This window comes from Nostoc sp. 'Peltigera membranacea cyanobiont' 210A (genome assembly GCF_002246015.1).
Lineage (GTDB): Bacteria > Cyanobacteriota > Cyanobacteriia > Cyanobacteriales > Nostocaceae > Nostoc.
Window position 1 is genome coordinate 920,281 of record NZ_NOLJ01000001.1, and the last position, 23,488, is coordinate 943,768.

The 23,488-nt window shown below is 40.7% G+C and carries 17 protein-coding genes and 1 pseudogene; 14 read left to right on the plus strand and 4 right to left on the minus strand.

All coding sequences use genetic code 11. The annotated features are described in order from the left end of the window. The first annotated feature begins 572 nt into the window (after positions 1 to 572). The 9 genes from CDG76_RS03810 (at position 573) to CDG76_RS03850 (ending at position 13,093) form a co-directional block, all read left to right on the plus strand. On the plus strand, positions 573 to 3,482 hold the full coding sequence (locus CDG76_RS03810) for a TonB-dependent siderophore receptor (RefSeq protein ID WP_223265123.1): 2,910 nt from the start codon (positions 573 to 575) through the stop codon (positions 3,480 to 3,482). 221 nt (positions 3,483 to 3,703) lie between these two features. After that, positions 3,704 to 4,660 carry a sucrase ferredoxin gene (locus tag CDG76_RS03815; RefSeq protein WP_094347707.1) on the plus strand — a complete coding sequence of 319 codons (957 nt, stop codon included), beginning with the start codon at positions 3,704 to 3,706 and terminating at the stop codon, positions 4,658 to 4,660. A gap of 12 nt (positions 4,661 to 4,672) precedes the next feature. Beyond that, positions 4,673 to 5,656: an iron-siderophore ABC transporter substrate-binding protein gene (locus CDG76_RS03820; RefSeq protein ID WP_094347708.1), complete on the plus strand. Its 984-nt coding sequence runs from the start codon at positions 4,673 to 4,675 to the stop codon at positions 5,654 to 5,656. Positions 5,657 to 5,693: 37 nt separating this feature from the next. Then, positions 5,694 to 6,995, plus strand: coding sequence for an MFS transporter (locus tag CDG76_RS03825; protein WP_094347709.1), 1,302 nt, complete (start codon positions 5,694 to 5,696; stop codon positions 6,993 to 6,995). A gap of 34 nt (positions 6,996 to 7,029) precedes the next feature. Next, positions 7,030 to 9,156, plus strand: a complete 2,127-nt coding sequence (locus tag CDG76_RS03830; RefSeq protein ID WP_094347710.1) for an acylase — start codon at positions 7,030 to 7,032, stop codon at positions 9,154 to 9,156. A gap of 5 nt (positions 9,157 to 9,161) precedes the next feature. Continuing rightward, complete coding sequence (locus CDG76_RS03835) at positions 9,162 to 9,899, plus strand: hypothetical protein (protein ID WP_094347711.1); 738 nt, start codon at positions 9,162 to 9,164, stop codon at positions 9,897 to 9,899. Continuing rightward, positions 9,892 to 10,923 carry a FecCD family ABC transporter permease gene (locus CDG76_RS03840; RefSeq protein WP_094347712.1) on the plus strand — a complete coding sequence of 344 codons (1,032 nt, stop codon included), beginning with the start codon at positions 9,892 to 9,894 and terminating at the stop codon, positions 10,921 to 10,923. The genes CDG76_RS03835 and CDG76_RS03840 overlap by 8 nt, the downstream gene beginning before the upstream one ends. Beyond that, positions 10,920 to 11,972, plus strand: a complete 1,053-nt coding sequence (locus tag CDG76_RS03845; RefSeq protein ID WP_094347713.1) for a FecCD family ABC transporter permease — start codon at positions 10,920 to 10,922, stop codon at positions 11,970 to 11,972. Before CDG76_RS03840 ends, CDG76_RS03845 begins: the two co-directional genes overlap by 4 nt. A gap of 299 nt (positions 11,973 to 12,271) precedes the next feature. Beyond that, positions 12,272 to 13,093: an ABC transporter ATP-binding protein gene (locus CDG76_RS03850; RefSeq protein ID WP_317616111.1), complete on the plus strand. Its 822-nt coding sequence runs from the start codon at positions 12,272 to 12,274 to the stop codon at positions 13,091 to 13,093. A gap of 168 nt (positions 13,094 to 13,261) precedes the next feature. Here the strand turns inward: CDG76_RS03850 and CDG76_RS03855 are convergent, their stop codons facing one another. Beyond that, positions 13,262 to 15,328: a vWA domain-containing protein gene (locus tag CDG76_RS03855; protein WP_094347715.1), complete on the minus strand. Its 2,067-nt coding sequence runs from the start codon at positions 15,326 to 15,328 to the stop codon at positions 13,262 to 13,264. A 585-nt stretch (positions 15,329 to 15,913) separates the two neighbouring features. On the opposite strand from CDG76_RS03855, the gene CDG76_RS03860 reads away from it, so the two are divergent. The 3 genes from CDG76_RS03860 (at position 15,914) to CDG76_RS03870 (ending at position 19,244) form a co-directional block, all read left to right on the plus strand. Next, the gene (locus CDG76_RS03860) at positions 15,914 to 16,762 is read left to right on the plus strand and encodes an alpha/beta hydrolase (protein WP_094347716.1); all 849 of its coding nucleotides are present in this window, start codon (positions 15,914 to 15,916) and stop codon (positions 16,760 to 16,762) included. Between the two features lie 136 nt (positions 16,763 to 16,898). Next, positions 16,899 to 18,356, plus strand: coding sequence for an alpha-amylase (locus tag CDG76_RS03865; RefSeq protein ID WP_094347717.1), 1,458 nt, complete (start codon positions 16,899 to 16,901; stop codon positions 18,354 to 18,356). A gap of 672 nt (positions 18,357 to 19,028) precedes the next feature. Next, positions 19,029 to 19,244: a hypothetical protein gene (locus CDG76_RS03870; protein WP_143854018.1), complete on the plus strand. Its 216-nt coding sequence runs from the start codon at positions 19,029 to 19,031 to the stop codon at positions 19,242 to 19,244. Positions 19,245 to 19,372: 128 nt separating this feature from the next. On the opposite strand, the gene CDG76_RS03875 is transcribed toward CDG76_RS03870, so the two are convergent. Beyond that, positions 19,373 to 20,770: an ATP-binding protein gene (locus tag CDG76_RS03875; RefSeq protein ID WP_094347719.1), complete on the minus strand. Its 1,398-nt coding sequence runs from the start codon at positions 20,768 to 20,770 to the stop codon at positions 19,373 to 19,375. A gap of 188 nt (positions 20,771 to 20,958) precedes the next feature. Beyond that, positions 20,959 to 21,975 (minus strand): FecCD family ABC transporter permease, encoded by a 1,017-nt coding sequence (locus tag CDG76_RS03880; RefSeq protein ID WP_094347720.1) that lies wholly within the window; start codon positions 21,973 to 21,975, stop codon positions 20,959 to 20,961. Between CDG76_RS03880 and CDG76_RS38120 the strand changes: the two are divergent. Both CDG76_RS38120 and CDG76_RS03885 read left to right on the plus strand, forming a co-directional pair. Then, positions 21,974 to 22,087 (plus strand): annotated as a pseudogene (locus CDG76_RS38120) (AI-2E family transporter); the annotation flags it as partial. The gene CDG76_RS03880 and the pseudogene CDG76_RS38120 sit on opposite strands and share 2 nt — an antisense overlap. A gap of 4 nt (positions 22,088 to 22,091) precedes the next feature. Then, the gene (locus CDG76_RS03885) at positions 22,092 to 22,418 is read left to right on the plus strand and encodes a hypothetical protein (RefSeq protein WP_094347721.1); all 327 of its coding nucleotides are present in this window, start codon (positions 22,092 to 22,094) and stop codon (positions 22,416 to 22,418) included. A 29-nt stretch (positions 22,419 to 22,447) separates the two neighbouring features. Here the strand turns inward: CDG76_RS03885 and CDG76_RS03890 are convergent, their stop codons facing one another. Beyond that, on the minus strand, positions 22,448 to 23,431 hold the full coding sequence (locus CDG76_RS03890) for a CHAD domain-containing protein (RefSeq protein ID WP_094347722.1): 984 nt from the start codon (positions 23,429 to 23,431) through the stop codon (positions 22,448 to 22,450). Between the last annotated feature and the right edge of the window lie 57 nt (positions 23,432 to 23,488).

Consider the following 23,488-nt stretch of genomic DNA (forward strand, 5'->3'; position numbering starts at 1 on the left):
CTACAAGGATTTTGAAATTACGCAAAATTATTTTTCGTACCGCAATCAGCAACGCCATTTTCTAATTCAGCAATATTATTGCTACTAATTTGCAATTACTCTTAAGACTTTAAAGCAACTTAGCTAAGATAGCAAGCAAATTTTAATTAAAAACTATTATTATCTTTTACTCAAAAATAATTTATCAAAAATCTGTCTTAAGATAGGTGACAAAGCTTAAGTCAGGTAATTGTAACTTGACTGCTGCTACAACAATACCTTGAGAAGACTTATTTATAAGGATTTTTCGCACAACGCTAGTGAGATTTAGAAAATTCAGAAGTTTTGATAAATGCTTGCTCAGGCGTAACCTTTATGATAATGTCTCCTAATAGCACTAGAGTTAGCTGCAAATTAGTCGCAGATAGCTTTTGAGGATTTCTAGGGCTACTGTCAAGCATTATTGATAATATATTGCGTCATTAATATCAGACGTGAAATTTTTCGTGGGCTGTGAGAATGAGTATCAATATGCAACTAGAGCTTTACTTAAAAGCCTGTTAATTACAGGTTCAGTTCAAGGAGAAACAAGAATGAAGGGTGGGTTAATGAGTGAGATACGTTCGGTGGCATTAGCATTAGCGGTAATTAGCAGCTTAGTACAACCAGCCCATGCAGGAACACAGACAGCCGAACTATCTAGTCAGAAATCTCACTCTACCAGAGCGGCACAATTGCTTGTGCAAAGCAGCGATAACGTTAATAAAGTTACAGGCGTTAAAATAAATTTTACTGATAAAGGCATTGAAATTATTTTAGAAAGTGCCAACGCCGAAGCACTCAAACCAGTCAATAACAATCAAGGAAACAGTTACATAGCAGATATACCCAATGCAGTACTAGCACTGCCCGAAGGTGGAAACTTTACCCAAAATAATCCTGCACCAGGCATTGTATCTATCAGCGTCACTCAAGCTAACTCTAATAGTTTGAGAGTAACGGTAATCGGTGAAGGAAGTTTACCTAATACAGAATTATTTGATAGTGACCAAGGTTTGATATTTGCAGTTACACCAATTGGATCAGCTACTAAACCACAGCAGCCAACACAAGCCGTGGCACAAGTCACTGGAGTCAAGCTTAATCCCACCAATAACGGTTTGGAAATCATCTTGACAACTCCAGATGGTGAAAAATTACCAGTATTGCCTAAGACTGAAGGCAACACATATATTATCGAAATTAACTCGGCTCAACTGCGCTTACCTAGTGGTGGCACATTCCGCCAAGAAAAACCCATTGCCGGAGTTAGTGAAATCACCGTGACTAATTCTGATGCCAACACTATCAGAATGGCTGTAATTGGAGTAGATAGTATTCCGAAAGTAGAGTTATTTGATAGTGACCAAGGTTTGATTTTTGGTGTCGCCTCAGCTGCATCCTCTACCCAAGCACAGACGCAACCCCAAACACCAACAGAACCAACCCAGCCATCGGCCTCAGACGAACCAATTGAATTAACAGTCACAGGTGAGAAAGATGAGTATCGCGTACAAGATTCATCAACTGCAACAAAAATAGATGTTCCACTACGTGACATACCTGCATCTGTACAGGTAATACCTAAAGAAATAATTCAAGACCGACAAGTAGTCAAACTCAACGAGCTAGCAGACAACGTTAGTGGTGTACGTCGTCAAGAGACTTATGGTGGACTTTCATCTCAAGGCTACTTTATTCGTGGTTTTGAGACAGGATTTGAGACTCTGCGTAATGGCTTCAAAGATTTTGGGTTTATTAGTCCGCGTGATGTTTCTAGTATTGAACGTGTAGAATTCCTCAAAGGGCCAGCATCAATTTTGTATGGTAGCATCAGCAGTCCTGGTGGTGTCGTCAATACAATTACTAAACAGCCGCTATTAGACCCGTTCTATCAAATCAATGGCACTATTGGCAGCGACGACTTTTACCGCACATCAATTGATTTAACCGGGCCACTTCTAGAAAATCGTTCTGCTCTCTACCGCCTGAATTTAGCTTACGAAAACGCTGATAGTTTCCGTGACTTTGTGAATAATGAAAGTACTTATGTTGGGCCAATAATTACCGTGAAAGCGGGAGAAAATACAGATATTACTTTTGGTTATGAATACCAAAAGTATGACTACACTTTTGACCGGGGTTTTCCGAATAACAGCAGGGTGGTTTTTGACCTCCCCATCAGCCGATTTTTAGGTGAACCCAATCTCAATAGAGGTGAATTTACATCTAATAATTTCACTTATCTTCTAGAAAGCAAATTTGGCTACAACAATAACTGGAAATTCCGGCAAGGTTTCAATGTCCTGAACGTTAGCGGTAGTGCAGGAGGCGTTCAAGCTAATTCTATAAACGAAGATGGTCTAACTGCATCACGAGAATATCGAGTTAGTAATGATGAATCAAACAACATTTCATTTCAAAATGAAATAAGTGGTAAATTTAATACTGGCTCAATTCGTCATAATATTCTTGTAGGACTAGAGTTATCCAATTACAGTTTCCAGTACGACTATTATCAAGGAAATATTGCAGATTTAGATATTTTTAATCCTGTTTATGGCGCACAGGCAGAATCCGTGGAACGGGCATTTTTTGAGGAGTATGGTGGAAATAATATTGCCCTGTATTTCCAAAATTTAGTTGAAATAACACCAAATCTTAAATTGCTAGCTGGTGGACGTTTTGACTGGAATGATTCCTTTTATAGAGACTTGCAAACGCGCACAACTACAAACGAGACTTCTGATTCTAAATTTTCGCCACGAGTTGGGATAGTTTATCAACCTACTGATTCCACTTCAATGTATGGAAGTTGGACAAATTCTTTCAATCCGCAAATATTTGGGAGAAGTATTAATGAAGAAGCATTTAAACCAGAAACAGCAGAACAATTTGAAGTAGGCATTAAGCAGGAGTTTATTGACAAACGTCTCTCGGCAACTTTAGCTTATTTCGATATCACAAAGAATAACGTTTTGACTACAGATCCTACCGATTCTGACTTCCAAATCCAAACAGGTGAACAAAAAAGTAGCGGTGTTGAACTCGATGTAGTTGGAGAAATTCTTCCTGGCTGGAAAATAATTGGCACATATACTTATACAAATGCCTTTGTCAGCGAAGATAATGATCCAACATTAGTTAATAATAGATTAGCTGGCGTACCCTACAACAGTGCTAGTTTGTGGACTACATATCAATTACAAAAAGGTAATTTACAAGGTTTAGGACTAGGATTTGGTCTAGTTTATGTAGGCCAACGAGAATCTGGCATACCCAATAATGTCAAAATTCCTTCTTATTTAAGAACAGATGCTAGTGTTTTCTATAAACGGGATAATTGGCGAGTTGGTGTCAACATTAAAAACCTATTTGATACTAAATATTACGAGTCTCAAGGGTTTTACATTGTTCCGGCTGCACCATTCACTGTTCTGGGAACTGTTTCTTTCGAGTTTTAATTTGGGAGTAATTGTAAAATGTGATACCTTAATTTACTGAAAAATTCACCGAATGGGTGGGGTTTCCCTGCCCTAATTTTGCTTTATTATTCATAATTGTTTCATCAACAACTGAATTGTCTTGATTACACAAATAATATGGTTGAGGATCGGATATATTTACCCTAACCTTTTAGAGTCGCAGTGGAAATTTTAATACTAGATTACCCAATTATTTCATTATGGATAATTCCTTTTGTGCCTTAGAGTCTCGTGATGTTGGTGAAGATCCAATTGCCAATGCTTACAATTTTGATTTTTTTGTGATGATTGAATGTCCAACTCCTTGGATAGATGAGACTTTTAATTCTAAATCAGTTCCCGATAATCTGCGAAATCTAGTCAAAGAATTTGCAGATTATGAGATAGCTGTAGAGTTTTTATTAATTTATAACAAAGAATTTAAGCAGCCAGACACAACAAGAGTTTTGATATTTCATAGACCTACTGGTTTGGCTCAAGGATATAGCAAATCTGAATTTTTATTGTCTGATATTAGTGAGGCGGCAAGTATTATTAAAAAATGCTTATTCGACAAAAATTTAGATACTTGTATTGACGAATCTAATACAAGAGATATTTTTATATGTACTCATGGTAGTCGTGATAAATGCTGTGCTAAATTTGGTAATCCTTTTTATCGTCAGGCAAAAAATATTGTTAAAGATTTAGGGATGAATAATGTCAGAATTTGGCAATCTAGTCACTTTGGTGGTCATCGTTTTGCAGCTACTGCTATCGATTTTCCAGAGGCTAGATACTATGCTAGGTTAGATTCTGAATCATTCTCTTCCATTTTGACCCGCACTGGAAATCTGGAATTTATTAAGCATATTTATCGTGGGTGGGCAATATTACCAGAAGCTGCACAGGTTTTAGAAAGAGAAATGATTCTTATATATGGTTGGCAATGGTTAAGTTATAAAGTTGATTATCAGATTATCCAACAAACTGAGAATGGGGAATTTAATCGTATAAAACTAAATTTTCTTAAGCCAGATGGGAGCTTGGGTAGTGTAAAAGCTGATGTGTTAGTTGATAAAGCTAAGACTCTATATCTAAGCGATTGTCAGGGTGAAATTGTCGAAACAATTCCCCAGTTTTACGTAGAAAATTTGTTGGCAGATATGCAAGAATAAAACCTATACGATATGAAAAAAAGATACGTATATTATTGCAACTTATGTATTTTGATAGCTATCTCATTCTTCTTGTTTGCCGCTTGCCACAGTGGTTTTGGGCAAAATATAGGTGAATATAAATCACAGTTATCAATACCAGAATGTCGCTTAGTTAAGCATGAATTAGGTGAAAGTTGTGTGCCTCTAAACCCGCAGCGTATTGTTGTTGCAGAGCAAATCACATTAGAACCTTTGATAGCATTAGGTTTGAAACCAATAGGTGTACCTGATAATGCTTTTGTAGGTAGCAAAGCTAATTTTCTCAAGAGCCAAATGGCTGGTATAACTTATATAGGCAAAGAGGGGCAGTTGAATTTAGAAAAAATATTGAAATTACATCCAGATTTAATTATTAGCTTATATAATATTGACTTAGAAACCTATCGATTGTTTTCACAAATAGCTCCTACAGTTAAATTTAAATACGTCCATGCTCAATGGCAAGAATCTTTTCGGCGTATTGCTGAAGTATTAAACAAGGCTGAACAAGCTGAAAAATTACTCAATCAATACGAACAGCGATTAACAAAATTGCGAGATGCTTTAAATAATCACCTAAATAAACTAGAAGTTTCTGTCGGCCGGTTTCATGGAGGAGTACAACTACCTGAGTTTCGTTCTCAATTTTCATTTCCTGTCAGTATTTTGCAAGAAGCCGGAATTGCTATGCCAGATGCTCAACGTCAGTTAGTTAAAAATCCTGACGAGAATTTGGTAATACTGAACTTAGAACGTATAGACTTACTTGATGCTGATGTTTTATTTGTAGCGGTAGATCCTGGGGCTAGAGAATTATTCCAAAAATACCAAAAAACTCGTCTTTGGCAAACCCTTAATGTAGTTAAAAATCAACGAGTTTATAGTGTTGATTCTAGTTACTGGATTTTTGGAAGTATTTTATCAGCAAATGCAATACTTGATGATTTATTTAAGTATTTGCTCAAGGCAGCGTGACAGTGAATTAATTAGTAAATCATAAGGAACGCTGCTCATGAAAACAGAAATGAAATTTAGTAGTTTTCGTAATTTTATTATTGTCTGGATTGGTCAGTTTGTTTCGGCTATGGGCACTAGTATGACCAACTTTGCCCTGAGTATTTGGGTCTGGGAATTTACAGATCAGGTAACAACATTAACGCTTGTAGGTTTCTATACGTTACTTCCCAGTATTGTGATTACTCCAATTAGTGGAGTGATTGTAGATCGGTGGAATCGGAAGTTACTGATGGTTGTAGGAGATAGCGTAGCTGTAGGAGTAACAATAGCGATCGCACTCCTATATCTGACCAATCATTTGCAAGTTTGGCATTTATACATCACAGGAGCGATCGCAGGAGTTTTTAATCAATTACAGTCTCTAGCCTATTCTGCATCTGTAGGATTAATGATACCTCCAAAGCATTATTCCCGCGCTAGTAGTATGGAGTTTTTATCAGATTATGGTGCAAAAATTATGGCACCAGCTTTTGCTGGCTATTTATACCATGTAATCGGCTTGGTGGGAATTTCGTTGATTGATATCTTAACTTTTACTTTTGCAATTATTAGTGTGCTTTTAATACACATCCCACAACCACCATCTAGAGAAGTTCACAGTCAATATCCAGAAAATATTTGGCATGAGTTGGGATTTGGTTGGCGCTATATTAAAGCGCACAAGAGCCTACTAGCTTTGTTGATGACGGGAATGCTGTTTTGGTTTTTTCACGATGTTGGTGATGCTGTTTACACACCGATGATTCTGGCACGTTCGGGCAATAACACTCTTTTGTTGGGTAGTTTAGCCTCAGCAGCAGGTATAGGTGGTGTGATGGGAGCATTAATCATGAGCGCTTGGGGTGGATCAAAGCATCGAATTAAGTGCGTTTTATGGGGAATGGTCGGTGCTGGGTTGAGCAAAACCATTTTTGGGTTGGGAAATACAGCCTTTGTCTGGATTGGCGCTCAATTTTGTTCTTCGGTTAATTTCCCCTTAAATGGAAGTTCAGAAAATGCCATTTGGCTAGCAAAGGTTACTCCTGAAGTACAAGGTCGAGTTTTTGCCGTGCGATCGCTACTTTTCCAGATATTCTCAGCTATAGCCTATTTAATTGCCGGGCCTCTGGCCGATCGAGTTTTTGAACCAGCAATGAAACCAAATGGTCAGCTAGCATGGCTTTTTGGCAATATATTTGGCATCAACAAAGGCGCTGGGATGGCACTTTTATACGTTCTATGTTCTTTATGTATGTTGCTGGTGGGTGTATTTGGATTTAATGTTCGTTTGCTACGGAATATAGACGAAAGGCACTAAATTTTTCCAGTCAAATTAATTTAATCAAACCATCATGTTGAATATTAGGGTGTATTTGTGGCTATTTGACCAGCCAATACTGAAAAGAAAATTATCTCGATTTTTAGCTTTTATCCTCAGTGCCATTTTAGTTGTCGTTTTGGCAAATAACAGTTTTGCGACTGCACCCAAAACTACAGAGATATTATGGGATACTTACGGCATACCACATATATATGGTAAAGATGCTCCAAGCGCTTTCCAGGCATTTGGTTGGGCACAGATGCAAAGTCACGCTAACTTGCTGTTGCGCCTCTACGGTCAAGCTAGGGGAAAAGCAGCCGAATACTGGGGAGAAGAGTATGTAGAATCTGATAAATGGGTACTGACGATGGGAGTGCCCAATCGTGCTAGTTCTTGGTATCAGGCACAAAGTCCAGCTTTTCGTAGTTATATAAATGCCTTTGTTGCTGGGATAAATACTTATGCCAAAGCCCATCCTGATTTAATTGATGAGCAAGTAAAAATAGTCTTACCTGTGAAGCCAGAGGATGTGTTGGCGCATTTGCAAAGAGTACTGTATTTTACTTTTGTCGTTAATCAAGGACAAGTAGCAGATATTACTCATACTCCATCGGAAGCTGGTTCTAATGGTTGGGCGATCGCACCTAAACATTCTGCCAGTGGCAAGGCGATGTTGTTGGCAAACCCCCACACGTTATGGTCGGATTTATTTGTTTGGTACGAAGCCCAAATTACTGCTCCAGGGATGAATGCTTCGGGAGCAGCGCTGGTGGGAATTCCGGTTTTAGCGATCGCCTTTAACGATCATTTGGGTTGGACTCATACCGTCAATACTCATGATGGTTGGGATGTATACAAGTTGAAATTGGCTGATGATGGTTATCTTTTTGATAGCAAAGTCCGTCCTTTTACAACATCAAAGTTTTTGTTAAAGGTGAAGCAAAAAAATGACTCGTTAGTCGAACAACCATTATTAGTCAAAAGTTCCGTCCACGGTGCAGTCGTTCAAGAAAAAGATGGGTTTGCTGTGGCGCTGCGGGTTGTCGGTGCAGACCGTCCGGGTGTGTTGGAGCAGTGGTGGGATATGGCACGTTCCCAAAACTTAACCCAATTTCAAAAGGTATTGAAACGCTTGCAACTACCGATGTTTACCGTCATGTATGCAGACCGAGAAGGGCACATCATGCACCTATTCAACGGTCTGGTGCCGATTCGTCAACAAGGAGACTTTCAATACTGGGAAGGTTTAATTCCTGGCGACACATCTAAAACTTTATGGACAAAAATGCACCCATACAAAGATTTACCGCGTGTAATTGACCCGCCTAGCGGTTGGTTGCAAAATGCCAATGATGCACCTTGGACAACTACTTTCCCACCTGCGATCAAAGCAGATGATTACCCTGCTTATATGGCTCCACGAGGAGAGATGTCTTTCCGGGCCCAAAGTTCTGCCAAAATGCTGGCTGAAGATCCAAAAATCTCTTTTGAGAAAATGATTGAGTACAAACATTCCACCAAAATGGAACTTGCAGAACGCATCCTCGATGACCTAATTCCTGCGGCTCAAAAATATGGCGATGAATCAGCCCGTCGTGCTGCTGATATTTTGGCTGCTTGGGATCGGAATGCTGATGCTGATAGTCGAGGCGCGGTGTTGTTTTCTTTTTGGTGGGAAGAAATGGATGAAAAGCAAATCTTCAGTATTCCTTGGAGCGAGAACTCGCCGCGCACCACACCCGATGGTTTAAAAGACCCAGAAAGTGCGGCGAAAGCGCTACAAATAGCAGCAACAAAAGTCGAAAAAGCTTATGGAAAGCTAGATGTTGCTTGGGGTGAAGTCTTCCGAGTGCGTAGTGGAAACTTGGATTTACCTGCTAATGGTGGCCCTGGGGATCTAGGAATATTCCGCGTCCTCCATTTTGCTCCAGCTAAGGATGAACGCTTTCAAGCCGTATTGGGTGATAGTTATGTTGCAGCCGTTGAGTTTTCGCAACCAGTAAAAGCAATGGCTCTCATCAGCTACGGTAACGCGACTCAACCCGGTTCGCCCCACATTACCGACCAACTACCACTGTTTACTCGCAAGCAATTGCGTCCTGTTTGGCGAACTCGTACAGAAGTATTAGCAAACTTGGAGGAACGCAAAACCTTTTGACAGCTATGAGTTATGAATCAATTGCCTGTCTGTACAGTTGGAAAATTATTCTGACGATCGCACTTATTAGTCTACCTTTACCAGCGTTGTCAGAAAACAAACAGCTGAATAATTATCAACCACAAATTCTTCAGACAGAGATTAGCGATCGCGATCTGAAAATTATTGAGCAGTTAGTTGCGATCGCCCAACGTCAGTCTTCACAAGTACAGGAGGCAAAAGCTGCAATGGGATGGGGTGCTTTCACCGATGTTTTGAGTGTTGAGTTTTCACCATCTCAAAGCACGATCGATTACAACTTACCCGATCTAGTATCTGAAAGTGAGCGCAGTTTTGCGATCGCCATGACAATTGACCCAATTAAAGTTTTGAGCATCATACAGCAATTACCCATAAGAGAAGCTCGCTGGCATGAAGTTAAACAGCAAAAACGGGTAGCAGTAGTACAGTACTACCTTGCTTACTTAAAAGCCCGTCAAGCGACGAAAATAGCTGCTTATCGAATGCAACAGCTTGCCCTTGTGGGAGCAAAAACTGAGCGGATTGCTAGCATGAATTCCCAAGTAACTTTACCCGATCGAGTTAGTCAAATGGCGAATCCTGACTATGTTGCAGCTGCAACGGAAATGCTAAATACAAACGCACGCGACCGCTTGGCATTAGAAGAACTAGCAGCTTGTGTTGGCTTATCTTCACAAGCAACAATTACACTGCTTGAAGCCAGTAATTTGAACAATGAGTAGATCGATTCCTTCATTATCCAGAGGATTTTTATCATCCCTAACATTTCCCGTTGCGGGTTTAATTGTGGGATTGCTAATTCTGCTGGTTTGTCTAATTTTCAGTGTTTCATTTGGCGCAGCAGATATTCCTCTGCATCAGGTACTCACTGCCTTTATTCAGTTTGACGGTTCCAGAGAACATTTAATTATTCAAACTGTTCGCTTACCGCGATCGCTTTTAGCAATATTGGTGGGTGCAGCAATGGCTACTGCTGGTGCAATTATGCAGGGTGTGACTCGTAACCCATTAGCCGATCCTGGTATTTTGGGGGTGAATGCAGGTGCAGCTTTTGCTGTAGTCATTAGTATTTTTCTATTTGGGACATCTGCACCAAGTGTTTATATTTGGTGTGCGTTTATTGGTGCAGGTGTCGCGGTTGTCAGTGTCTATATTTTTGCTTCTCTGGGACGTAACGGTATAACTCCCTTAAATCTAACAATTGCGGGTGCCGCTATTAGTAGCTTACTCTCTTCACTAACAACGGGAATTTTAATAGTCAGTCAGCGAACTTTGGAAGAAATTCGCTTTTGGTTGGCTGGTTCCTTGGCAGGTATGGATGAAGGTATTATTTTTCAAGTCTTGCCTTACATTTGTTTTGGCACGATCTTGGCATTTTGTTTAGCAAGACAAATCACAATTTTAAGCCTTGGAGAAGATATTGCTAAAGGTTTGGGTCAACAAACTTTATGGATAAAAATTGCCGTTGCGGTCAGTGTTTTACTTTTAGAAGGTAGTTCCGTTGCTGCTGCGGGTTCAATTGGATTTATTGGATTAGTTATACCCCATATCGTTAGGTTTGTAGTTGGGGTAGATTACCGTTGGATATTACCTTATAGTGCAATTTTTGGCGGAATCTTGCTGTTAGTTTCAGATATATTGGCGCGATTATTAATTCGACCACAAGAAATACCTGTGGGAATTATGACAGCTTTAGTTGGTGCGCCATTCTTCGTTTACTTAGCCAAATATCAAGTAAAAAAATGAAGAAAAACTCACTGATTTTTCGTTCTACAAAACTAGGATTTTCCTTTCGGATTCAAAACCAAGTTCCCAAGATTTTATTTATCTTGATAATTATCACATTAGCAGCAATGGTAATTAACACTTCTCTGGGAGAATACCCAACACCGCCGCTAGCTGTAATTCAAACTATACTGGGAATAGATACAGGAAATCACGATTATGCTTTTGTAATTAATACTCTACGTTTGCCCAGAATCTTAACCGCTTGTTTAGTCGGGATGGCTTTAGCAATTTCTGGCACAATCATGCAAAGTTTAACTCGAAATTCTTTAGCTGACCCCGGAATTATTGGCATTAATTCAGGTGCAAGCCTTGCATCTGTAAGTGTAATTGTATTATTACCAAATTTTCCAGCAGGAATTTTACCTTTATCAGCTTTTGTGGGTGCGTTAGTTGCATCTTTATTAATTTATTTTTTAGCATGGGATCGGGGACTTCATCCCGTTCGCTTAATTTTAATTGGTGTGGGAATTTCGGCTGTAGCTAGTGCTTTTACTAGTTTAATCGTGACATTTGGTCAAATTTCCGATGTAAGTCAGGCTTTAATTTGGTTAGCTGGTAGCGTTTACGGTAGAACTTGGGAACAGGTTTTTGCTTTTTTACCTTGGATAGTTATATTTGTGCCTTTGGCTTTAATCAAAGCACCAGAATTAAATGCTTTAAATTTAGGAGATGATATTGCTAAAGGTCTAGGTAATAAAGTTGAATGGCAGCGCAGTTTATTATTATTAATTAGTGCAGCACTTTCTGGTGCAGCAATAGCAACTGCGGGAACAATTGGATTTGTGGGATTAATTGCTCCCCATATAGCCCGTCAATTAGTAGGTGGAAATCATCAAGGTTTGATTCCAGTAGCGGGAATGACAGGAGCAATGATTGTGGTTTTATCTGATTTTATCGGCAGAATTATTTTTGCTCCTATCGAAATTCCTTGTGGAATTGTTACTGCTGTGATTGGTGCCCCGTATTTTATTTATTTATTGATTAACAATCGAAAAAGTAAGACATAATTCAGTATATTTAGTGCTAAGTAGAGAAAAATTCTTTTTTAGGTGTAGCATTAATAAAAGCGAATAGTGTGATATGTCATGTCCAGGTAATTAGTTATGATTCTCATAGTACTTGCACCCTATGCGCCAGTTGGTCATTCTATGACCGCGCTGGCTCCCCTTAATCTCCTATCTACCTGCGCGGAGGGGAAACAAAGTGCTGATTTAGCGTGGTGGGGTTCTTTGGGTTTAATTAAGTAATCAAGCGGATATGATATTACATACTTACAAAACTATCAAAGATTATCTTAATTTTCATTATGTCAATGTCATTATTGAGCGATAATCCACATTACCAAATGTCAGCAAATAATTTGACTTTGGGTTATGATAATATAAATATTATTAAGCATTTAGATTTAGATATACCACCAGGAAAAATAACTGCTTTAGTTGGTGCGAATGGCTCTGGAAAATCCACTTTATTACGGGGTTTAGCCAGATTATTAAAACCTCGTATTGGCACAATTTATTTAGATACAACAGATGTATTTAAGCTATCAACAAAAGATGTTGCTAAAAAATTAGGAATTCTTACCCAAGGTCCCGTTGCACCAGAAGGATTAACCGTTCGAGATTTGGTAGCTTGTGGAAGGTTTCCTTATCAAAACTGGTTGCAACAGTGGACAAAAGAAGATGAAAGATTGGTAGAACTAGCGTTAGAAATTACTGGAATTAAATATTTGGCAGAACGCGAGTTAGATACTCTTTCTGGTGGACAGCGACAACGTGCTTGGATTGCAATGGCATTAGCTCAAGATACGGATATTTTATTGTTAGATGAACCGACTACTTTTTTAGATTTAGCGCACCAAATAGAAGTTTTAGATTTATTGTATGATTTGAACCAAAACCAGCAACGAACGATTGTCATGGTGTTACATGATTTGAATCATGCCTGTCGTTATGCTGATTATTTGGTAGCGGTGAAAGAAGGTGAAATTTTTGCAGTTGGCGAACCTGATTTGGTGATCACTGAAAAGATGGTAAGGGAGGTGTTTGGGTTAGAATGTCGGATTATCCCAGACCCGGTTTCAGGGACACCAATGTGTATACCAGTGGGAAGAAAGGGGAGAAAATAGAAGCAAATCAAAACCTTACACAGCAGAATACAGTAATGCAGATATCTAATACAGGGGAGAGCGATCGCTCTTTTGGTGTAGATTGTGAATATCTCCAAGAGATTACAGCGGTTTTCAAGTAATTGAACTACACCACTCCCTACTCCCCGTCTCAGTTGTGGTCTAAAATCATTTTCTTGTAATCAACCCTCTAGATTGCTCCACTAGGCGAATAAACTCACCTCGATAGCCCTCCTGGTCTTCCCCCTTCCCTTGAGTTGCCAATTTCATCACCAAATCATAACTAGCATCTCCCTTATACTCAGAGTCACGCAACACCATCCCAAAGGTCGCTACCGCAGCAGCAAATCTCAGGTTTGTGGAGGGTATCTGGTCGGTTCTCAAATCATCATCTTGGATGGCTTGGGTAATTAGTTGACTGGTACTGTCTTGGGGCGACTTATAGCGCAGTTTCACCTGCATCAACTCATTACCAGCAGCATCCGAGGCAGTTTCACCAGAATGCTGATACCGCAAAGGGTCTATCTCTGGGAGTTTCACATCGCTTTTTGTGCCAGTGGGAATTATTTCATAAAGCGCTGTCACAGAATGACCAGCCCCAATATCCCCTGCATCTTTCTTGTCGTCATTGAAATCCTGGTTTTGCAGCAAGCGGTTTTCGTAACCAATCAATCGATATGCCTGAACTTTCGCCGGATTAAATTCCACCTGAATTTTCACATCCTTGGCAATGGTAAACAGAGTTCCCCTGAGATCGTTAACTAAAACCTTTTTGGCTTCCAATAAGGTATCAATGTAAGCGTAGTTGCCGTTACCCTTATCAGCCAGTTGCTCCATTTTTCCATCCTTATAATTGCCGGTGCCAAATCCCAACACCGTTAGAAAAATTCCCTGCTCTCGCTTCTGTTCAATTAATCGCGTCAGGTCGCCATCACTGGAAACCCCGACGTTAAAATCTCCATCAGTAGCTAAAATTACTCTGTTAGTACCAGACTTGAGGAAGCTTTCTTTGGCTATTTTGTAAGCTAGTTCTATGCCCTGGCCGCCAGCAGTCGAGCCTCCAGCCTTTAAGCGGTCAATCGCCGCCAGAATTGTTGATTTTTGACTACCAGGAGTAGCTGGTAAAACCAATCCAGCATTCCCCGCATAAACTACCAAACTTACCCGGTCTTCAGGACGCAGTTGATTCACCAACAATTTGAGCGACTGTTGCACCAAAGGTAATTTGTTTGGGTCATCCATAGAACCGGAGACATCAATTAGAAATACTAAGTTGCTGGGTGGTAAGGTTTTGCTCTCTAGGCGTTTACCTTGCAAACCCACCTGTACCAACTTGTGTTGAGGATTCCAGGGAGCAGCAGCAACTTCAGTGGTGACGGAAAAAGGACGTTCGCCTTTTGGTTGGGGATAATTGTAGGTAAAATAATTGATTAATTCCTCAATTCGCACTGCATCCTTGGGTGGTAATTCTCCTTGAGTAATAAACCGTCGCACGTTGCTGTAAGATGCTGTATCTACATCAATGGAAAAGGTAGAAAGGGGATCGTTACCGACGCGATGAAAGGGATTATCTTCAATCCGGTTGTAGTTTTCTGTATTGAATCTGCTATCTGTTTGAGGTTCCGGGGCAACCCTTCCAATACTGCCACTTTGGAGTTTAGGCATATTCGCACGGTTAGCAACTTGATCCTGCACAGATGAGCCAGACGGAATACTAAGGAGTGGAGCTGTGGGTACGGCTTGAGTCTTTCGAGTAGACTCAGTTTGAATACGTTCTCTGGTAGGCTGATTCGGAGTGATGGGACTACGAGCTTCCAATTCCTCTATCGGACTTTTTAGGGTTGCTAACTCCGGTGCAAATTCTGACTGCAAGCGTTGCAGAATTTTCATATCTGCTGGGGTAACTATCTTGGCATCAGTCGCTATTAACTCATTGCTGCGATTCACACAGGCATTCAAGACTGTAGCAAACTCAGTCCGGGTTACAGGAAGAGTGCCAAAATTTTGCACGGGAACGACACAACTATACTGTTTTACCAATGCCTGGAGTGCCTGGTAGTCAGGGTGATTGGGTAGAATGGAAGTTTTTGGGGTAGAACTGGCAGGAGTCTGATTGGCTGGAACTGCAACCGTAGCAGACTGGCGTAAAATCGCAATTCCTACTGACGGTATCAATAAAAACAATATTACAATACTGACTCGCTGCCACATTTTGGACGGAATCGGGTAAGACATGGCTAAATCCTCACACTAAATTTTTTCTGTCACATTTGACTATTTACCTAGAATAGTCCTGAGCAGCTTGGGATTTGATAACCGTTTCAGTTTTGGTAACTGTAATTTATACAACACTAACCATTCCCATCTAGCATTAGGGAATATCACAGTGTTTGTTGGTATCATCTCAAAATCTGGGTTAAGTAAATTACTCAGTCGCTTAACTCCAGATACTCATTTGTGACAAAGTTGGCGTGAAGGGGAGCATCCCGTTTTGGCAGATCACCCTGCGCCAAGGCACACGCTACGCGAAGAGAAGTGAAGTCTGGGGCTATACAAACGAACGCGAGTGCGTCTCGCAGAGAAGTCCGCCTGCGCGGACTCTATAAAACCCGCGCAGGTGGTCACTGAGCCTAGTCGTTCGCGCAGCGTCTCGTAGAGAAAGTGCGGGTTTAGTCTGTATAGCCGCGATTTCCAATCGCCCGGTGTTTCTTCCAAAAGTGGATGCTCCCGGCGTGAAGTTTGGTGAAGTTGTATTAGAGTTAGGAAACATCAAAAATCGGGAAACCTGGAAATAAAGTTTTACCCGATAAATAAAAGCTAATGGATAAACAGCAAGTTATAAAACTGCTAATTGGTGATTTGACTTGGCAACGGCTGGTTAAATCTTTAATCTTTATCTATCTATTTTTTGCCGCATTTGTATATTTTCGGGCAGATAGCATGATTTTTCTGTCTCAACCTTCTAGCTATCAGGATGATCCAACAATTCTGAAGTTAAGAAGTGGGAAAGATACTAATATCTCAGCTACATACTTATTGAACACTCAAGCTAAATATACTATTCTTTATTCTCATGGTAATTCTGAAGATTTAGGAGATATTAAACAGATTTTAGAAAAATTACACGCATGGGGTTTTAGTGTCTTTGCTTTTGATTATCGCGGTTATGGTACGAGTCAAGGAAAGCCGACAGAAAGTCATGCATACGAAGATATCAATAGCGCTTACAATTATTTGACCCAAAATTTAAAAATTCCACCTGAAAGAATTATAGTTTTAGGGCGTTCGGTTGGCGGTGGTTCTGCCGTAAATTTAGCAATGCATAAACCAGTGGCTGGTTTAATTATTGAAAGTTCGTTTATTTCGGCTTTTCAAGTAATAGTACCTTTTCGGATTTTACCTTTTGATAAATTTCCTAATCTGAAGAATATCAAAAAAGTCAAATGTCCGATATTGGTGATTCATGGAAAAGCAGATAACATAATTCCTTTTACTCATGGAGAAAAATTGTTTAATGCTGCAAAATCCCCAAAACTTTCTTTGTGGGTTGAAGAGGCAAACCATAACGATTTATTCTCAATAGCTGAAGAAAAGTATCGTCAAACTTTGCAGGATTTTACTAACCTTGTCAAGGCAAATCAGCAATTATCCCGTCTTAGTAATTCGTAATTGCTCTTTGTGAAGTCGTCATTGAAACCTAAATAAATTCGGATGAAGTTATGATGTGTGACAAAAGTAACATATCCTAGCATCAGAGATTTCTGACAGAAATCTGTAAAATCAAAGATTCTACAAAGGCGATCGCATGAACAACGGTGTAATAATGCAGTATTACCATTGGTACATTTCCAATGATGGTACATTATGGGACAAGCTGGATAAAACAGCCAATGAGCTAGCTGATGCAGGCTTCACTGCCTTATGGCTGCCGCCAGCTTATAAGGGCAGTGGTGGAACATGGGATGTTGGATACGCAGTCTACGATTTGTTTGATCTGGGTGAGTTCGATCAAAAAAATACTGTTCGGACAAAATATGGAACACGCGAGCAATACTTAAAGGCTATTAAAACGGCACAGGATGCAGGTATTCAAATCTATGCCGATGTGGTTTTCAACCACAAAGATGGTGGGGATGAAATAGAACGCATCTTTGCCCAAGAAATGGATTGGAATGACCGCAACCGTCCAGTCAGCGATTGGTACGAAATTGCAGCTTATACAAAGTTCAATTTTTCTGGTCGTGGAGATAAATACTCCAGCATGAAATGGTATTGGTGGTGCTTTGATTCATTATCATATAACGCAGATACCAAAAGGGCAGACAAGCTCTACCGCCTTAAAGATAAACATTTTGAGACGGAAGTTAGCTACGAACACGGCAACTACGATTATTTAATGGCGAATGACCTGGATACAGGTAATGACCTCGTGCGCGGTGAGTTGATGTATTGGGGGCGTTGGTTTGTTGATACCACAGGTGTAAATGGCTTTCGCATTGATGCTGTTAAACATATCCGCTCTACTTTTTTCCGTGATTGGTTAAATCACCTGCGAGTTCATTTTGGTGGGCGGGAACTGTTTAGCGTTGGGGAGTACTGGTCTCAAGATATCGATGCCTTACACGGTTATATTGCCTCTAGTGATGGGCGTTTGTCGTTATTTGATGTGCCTCTACATTTCAAATTTCACCAAGCTAGTCGCCAGGGTAGTAGTTTCGATCTGCGATCGATTTTTGATAGAACCCTAGTTAAAGAACAACCTGCCCTAGCTGTTACCTTTGTCGAAAACCATGATACCCAACCTTGTCAATCTCTAGAGTCACCTGTTGAACCTTGGTTTAAGCCCTTAGCCTATGCACTAATCTTACTGCGCCGAGAAGGCTATCCTTGCGTTTTCTATGCAGATTATTACGGGGCACAATATCAAGATAAAGGACGTGATAATACCCTTTACTCTCACCGTTTCTTGATTGACAAGTTCTTGAAGGCGCGTAGAGAATACGGTTTTGGCGACCAGCATGATTACTTTGACCATCCCAATACTATCGGTTGGACGCGCTTGGGTAATAGTAATCATCCAGGTGCAATGGCTGTGGTGCTGACCAATAGCGCACCAGGGAACAAGTGGATGAACGTGTTCCGACCCAATCAGGAATTTTACGATGCCACGGGACATATAAACGATATCATTCACACCAATAACGACGGATGGGGAAATTTCCCATGTCCAGGTGGTTCAATATCGGTCTGGCTGCAAAAATAGTTTGAGTAGAAAACTAAGGTTAAAGAGGTAGATAGTAAGCCTGGATTTCTCACAAGTGAGAAATCCAAGGGGTGTGGGAGGTGTGGGAGGTGTGGGAGGATGGGGAAGAAGTCTTACCCCCCACACTCCCCACACTCCCCACACTCCCCACACTCCTTNTCCCCCTCTGCCTACACTATCCGTGAGAAATCCGGGTAAGGAGTTTTTCCCCTATCTACCTATTTGACAATAGTATTCAACGTAGAAGTGAGCAAAATTTTCAACAGGATTACGGAATTGAGATGACATCGCTTGAAGTCATAATCATCAAAACACAAACTGACTGCGTTCGCTGATTTTTTTGCTCGACTAACTCCAAGCAATAAATCTTAAAACAGCCAAATAATTAAAGCTATTAAGGAGATAAATTAAGATGAGCGAGAATAATAACCCACAACCCAAAACAAAAAAACAACCTCCTAATACAATAGGAAAACCACCTAAGACTGAGTTTATTAACTCCGAACAACAGCCCACAAGATCAGACTTATCAGATATTAATTGACCAGCAGTAATCCCTAATTAATCCATGTAGAAATTTCTGCGAAGGCAATTAAGAGGTTGTCATGAAATAACTCAACGCAACTTTTCTCACATTATTTGGTAGCTGAATATAAATTTTAGCTTAAACTTATGATGCAAACCTCAACAAAAATAGTCATTGAAGATATCTATCTTCAAGAGATCGAACTGACGGACGCTGAAGCTTTATCTATTAATGGTGGTTCACCAACTTTACCACTGCCACCACCTAGTAGTAGATTTTTGTTATTTTCTTTTGACTGGGTAGCACTTAATCCCCAACCCTTACCTCCAAAAACCTCTTCTACCCCAACATTTTATTTATAACTACAAAACGAATTCTAGTGTAGGAGCCAATAAGAAACTAGAAGTCTGATGAAAATATTCATTTGCTGCTAGATTTTGGGAACCATTGGTTCCCATTTTTTTCATCTCTAATCCCATCGCTTATTGATTCATTTATTTGATAAAGGTAGGCAAATAGTGAAACAAGTTCTACCTGACTGCGATTCAAATGAAAGCGTACCGTGATGGCGATTTTCTACAATCCGGCGAACGGTTTCTAAACCGAGTCCTGAACCATGCCCTACTGATTTGGTGGTGAAGAAAGGTTCAAAAATGCGGGTTTTAATTTCAGGTGGAATTCCACTACCAGAATCGATGATGTCAATATGGGCATAGCGATCGCAATGATGTGTTGTAATTTCTAGCAGTCCTTTACCATCCATTGCATCAATGGCGTTGTCAATTAAGTTCGTCCACACTTGATTTAGTTCACTGCCATAGGCAAGGATTTTTGGAAGACTTCGATCGTAATTGCGCTGCACTTGGACACCGCACTTGAGTTTATGAACAAACAATCGCAAGGTATCTTCCAAGCCTTGATGTATATCTACTTCTTGCTGAGTGCCTTGATCGAGGTAAGAATAAGATTTCATCGCTTGCACAAGTTCGGAAATCCTCTCAGATCCTCGCAAACCATGTTTAATCATCGACATGACTTCAAAGGAAAGCGCTAGCCAGTGCAATCCCATTTCTCGCAATTCTGTGTCGTCGTTGCGCCAACGTTCCATGAGTTGCTTTAGGGTTTCAACCTCAACACCACCTTCCGCTAAAGGTTCTGCCAATTTCCATGCTTGGTTTACACCATAGTCTTCTAACCATTCCAGCAATATGTCTTCGCGATCGCTTAGTGTCACCGGATCTAGGCGATTATTCAAAATCGCTTCATGGCCTAGATCGCGTACTCTCAACCAGTGTTGAGTATGAGCTTCGTCAACATTGCGTTGCCCATAAACTAAGTTCATCCGTTGTAACTCTAGGATGGCGGCTGGCATTTCTTTTAAAGTCCGAACCAGAGCTGCGGCTGGGTTGTTGAGTTCATGAGCTAGACCGGCGGCAAGTGTCCCTAAAGCTGCCATCTTTTCCCGCCCACGAATGAAAGACTCTAGCCCCCGGACACGACGTTGCATAATTCGGAAGACCATCCGCTCAAAATCACGACATTCATGCAGCAGTTTGCGGAAGTCTTCTCCTTTCATTTCATAGATGTGGCAATTCGTGAATGCCCGCATTGTCACAGGTGCAGGTTCATCTGTGAGTACTGGAATTTCCCCAAAAAAGGATGGGGCTTCGTGTTGCCCGATGGGAATTTCCACTCCTTCACTGCGGCGGGTGATGTTGATTTTACCTTTGACTAAGATAAATAAGCGACATACAGGGTCTCCCTCATGGGACAACACTTCTCCGGCAGAAAGTTCAACTGTTTGAGCGCGATCGCAAACCCACTGCAATCGCTCTTTGGGAAGTTGTTGAAATGGGTCTAAGTTGATTAATTCCTCAACACATAACATCAGTTAACCTCCTTGAGGGGCAGGGGGCAGGGGGCAGGAGGGATAAGAAAGTAGGGTGTTTATAGAGCTGTGTTTCTCTATGGAGAATTTTGGCTTAAATAGTTGAAGAAGGCTTTAGTCTCAGTTTATCAGAATGCGCAAAAAACCCGATCTGTCTAGACGGTGGGGATGGATGGCGGTCTGATCGCTCAAAATTTATTAAACCCAGCAGAACGACGATAAAGTAACCAGATAAACAGGGGTGAACCCAGCAAGGCTGTGACGGAACCTACTGGTAGTTCTACTGCTCCTAATCTAGAGAGTAAATCTGCAAAAGTGAGTAACCATGCACCTGCAAGGGCGGAAAGTGGTAAAACAAAGCGATGATCTGTACCAACAATCAGGCGGACACCGTGGGGGACAACAAGACCGACAAATCCAACCAAGCCACTGATGCTGACTGCACCTGCGGCTAATAGAGTGGCGACACCACCAATTAATAGGCGCGATCGCGTCAACGAAAGTCCTAAACTCACAGCTAAATCATCTCCCAAAGCCAGTATGTTTAGCGATCGCGCTAGCAAGCATCCCCCGATCAATGCAACGATGATATAAGGCCCAGTGGTAGCAATTTCTTGCCAACCCCGTCCATTGAGGCTACCAACCAGAAAACTGAGCGCAATTTGAATTTGCCCATCTTCAGCTAAAAGCAGCAATGTACTTTGTACAGCACCAAATAAAGAACTCACCGCTACTCCGCCTAAAATCAACCGTTCAACAGAAATTCCTGACCCCGAACGACCGAGTAAAATAACGATCGCGGCAGTTAAAATTGCTCCTATCCATGCTGCTAAAGGAATTGCGATCGGGAATATGTGGCACACAATCATCAGAATTACCAGTAGTCCCGCACCCGCTGAAATGCCCAAAATAAATGGATCGGCAAGACTATTACGTAACATTCCTTGCAGCAACGCCCCTGACATTCCCAAAGCTGCGCCGACAACGATCGCAGCTGTAATGCGTGGGAGACGTAAATCCCAGAGAATTGTCTGTTTAACCGGATCGCCTTTGTGGAGTATGGCTTGCCAAAATTCCGACATATTTAAAGGTACTGCTCCTTGAGAAAGCGACAGTGCTAGCGTTACCACCAGTGCTGTACCAAACAGTAAAACAGCCCAAAATACGCGGTGTTCAGTAAAAATTGTCTGAAATGGTCTAGTCAAATTTCGCGATCCTTTCTCCAAAACAGTCCGCCTGAGCTTCCAAAATTTCTTCGTCACTCAGTTAATTTTATCTACCTGTATAACATCACCCCTTATCCCTACCTTCTTGTGGAGGAATGCAAAAGAGCATACAACACTTTACATTACATTTTGAATCGGTTAAAGCATCGAGTAAAACGATTCTCGGCAGTACTATTAACCATATACGAACTAGTAACAGAGCCATCGAGAATGGCTCTGTTAGAGTAGGATTGTTAGAAGCACCTGGGTCTTTTTCAGCCAAGATGCTCCCCGGACAAATTGAGCGGGGAGCAATACTAGAAAGCACTATTAGACTAATTTGCGGTTTGGGTTCCACCGAAAAGACCCGTATTGTACAAATTCCCCAGAGCAATATTTATTTTTTATCTCTAGAAGCTTCTATTCAATTATCTGTTCGTTAGTGCAATCCTTTCTCAATCAAGAGTAACTTTTAACTGATTACTCCTGAAAGCGGGTGCAGTATTGTTAAATGCAAACTATGTCTAGTTTCAGTTTTCAGATACCGTTCTTGCAAAGGTTGCCATTGCTGCCACGACTGGTAACGATTTTCAGTTAACAAATTAGCAAAGGTGGGCAACTCAGTCTGAATTTCTGACTTGTAAATATCTGTAAGCCAGTCAGTTAAAATGGCGCTATCTTGCATCATACCCAAAATTTCTTGGACATTTTTCACTTCTGTAATATAAGCTGCGTAAGACTCGCCATATAAGTCAGTAAATAACTCCATCAGGTAGCGTATACGTTTAGCTTCTTTTCGCAAACTATGAAGATTTTCACCTTCTGTTGTCAATTGCTTTTCGATCTTTTTTGCTTTCCAGTTTTTCTGGATTTTCACTTCTGATTCTACAACTTCAGTCCCAATTAGCCAACCCGGATGCAGAAAGAAGTTACTCACTTCTGGTAACAGTAAGTCTGGTAGCACTTGCTGAATGGCGATAGATGCCAAAGGTTGATAACTGGGTTTCTCTAACCACTTCTCTAAAGCATCTTTAAGAGACTTGTAAGATTCATCATTTAATGTTTTCTGCACACTCGATTCTACATCTTCACGTTGTTTCGCCAAAGCTGTAAAAGCTGTTTGCAGAGATTCTTGCTCTTTGCGGGGTAAGTTTGGTTTATAATTGTTTTCCAAACTTTCTTTGAGTACGTCTAAATCTCGCAGATTACCAAGACGACGGGCTATTTTACCAATATTTTTATCGCTGATTGGTTTCGATACATCCACCGCTATCCCAAACCGAGTTACCGCTGTCCGTAAGCGGCGCATTCCCACTCGCATTTGGTGCAGCGCTTCTGGATCTTCATCTTTTTTCACTGATTTTTCCCACTTAAAGGTTTTCTTAAAGTGTTTTTCAATCGCTTGGTAGGCGTAGTCACCGAGAGTTTTTACTGTGGGTTGTGTGGCTAATTTCATAATTGGTCTGAATGATTACCTCATGAGGTTATTGCATAATAACAATATTATTTAAAA

Excerpts from the sequence above, each read along its gene's own strand:
- CDG76_RS03855 (WP_094347715.1), bottom strand. The coding sequence starts at position 15,328 with ATGTCTTACCCGATTCCGTCCAAAATGTGGCAGCGAGTCAGTATTGTA.
- CDG76_RS03825 (WP_094347709.1), top strand. The coding sequence starts at position 5,694 with ATGAAAACAGAAATGAAATTTAGTAGTTTTCGTAATTTTATTATTGTC.
- CDG76_RS03890 (WP_094347722.1), bottom strand. The coding sequence starts at position 23,431 with ATGAAATTAGCCACACAACCCACAGTAAAAACTCTCGGTGACTACGCC.
- CDG76_RS03830 (WP_094347710.1), top strand. The coding sequence starts at position 7,030 with ATGTTGAATATTAGGGTGTATTTGTGGCTATTTGACCAGCCAATACTG.
- CDG76_RS03870 (WP_143854018.1), top strand. The coding sequence starts at position 19,029 with ATGATGCAAACCTCAACAAAAATAGTCATTGAAGATATCTATCTTCAA.
- CDG76_RS03850 (WP_317616111.1), top strand. The coding sequence starts at position 12,272 with ATGTCAATGTCATTATTGAGCGATAATCCACATTACCAAATGTCAGCA.
- CDG76_RS03885 (WP_094347721.1), top strand. The coding sequence starts at position 22,092 with ATGCAAAAGAGCATACAACACTTTACATTACATTTTGAATCGGTTAAA.
- CDG76_RS03840 (WP_094347712.1), top strand. The coding sequence starts at position 9,892 with ATGAGTAGATCGATTCCTTCATTATCCAGAGGATTTTTATCATCCCTA.
- CDG76_RS03815 (WP_094347707.1), top strand. The coding sequence starts at position 3,704 with ATGGATAATTCCTTTTGTGCCTTAGAGTCTCGTGATGTTGGTGAAGAT.
- CDG76_RS03835 (WP_094347711.1), top strand. The coding sequence starts at position 9,162 with ATGAGTTATGAATCAATTGCCTGTCTGTACAGTTGGAAAATTATTCTG.
- CDG76_RS03875 (WP_094347719.1), bottom strand. The coding sequence starts at position 20,770 with ATGTTATGTGTTGAGGAATTAATCAACTTAGACCCATTTCAACAACTT.
- CDG76_RS03820 (WP_094347708.1), top strand. The coding sequence starts at position 4,673 with ATGAAAAAAAGATACGTATATTATTGCAACTTATGTATTTTGATAGCT.
- CDG76_RS03865 (WP_094347717.1), top strand. The coding sequence starts at position 16,899 with ATGAACAACGGTGTAATAATGCAGTATTACCATTGGTACATTTCCAAT.
- CDG76_RS03860 (WP_094347716.1), top strand. The coding sequence starts at position 15,914 with ATGGATAAACAGCAAGTTATAAAACTGCTAATTGGTGATTTGACTTGG.
- CDG76_RS03810 (WP_223265123.1), top strand. The coding sequence starts at position 573 with ATGAAGGGTGGGTTAATGAGTGAGATACGTTCGGTGGCATTAGCATTA.
- CDG76_RS03845 (WP_094347713.1), top strand. The coding sequence starts at position 10,920 with ATGAAGAAAAACTCACTGATTTTTCGTTCTACAAAACTAGGATTTTCC.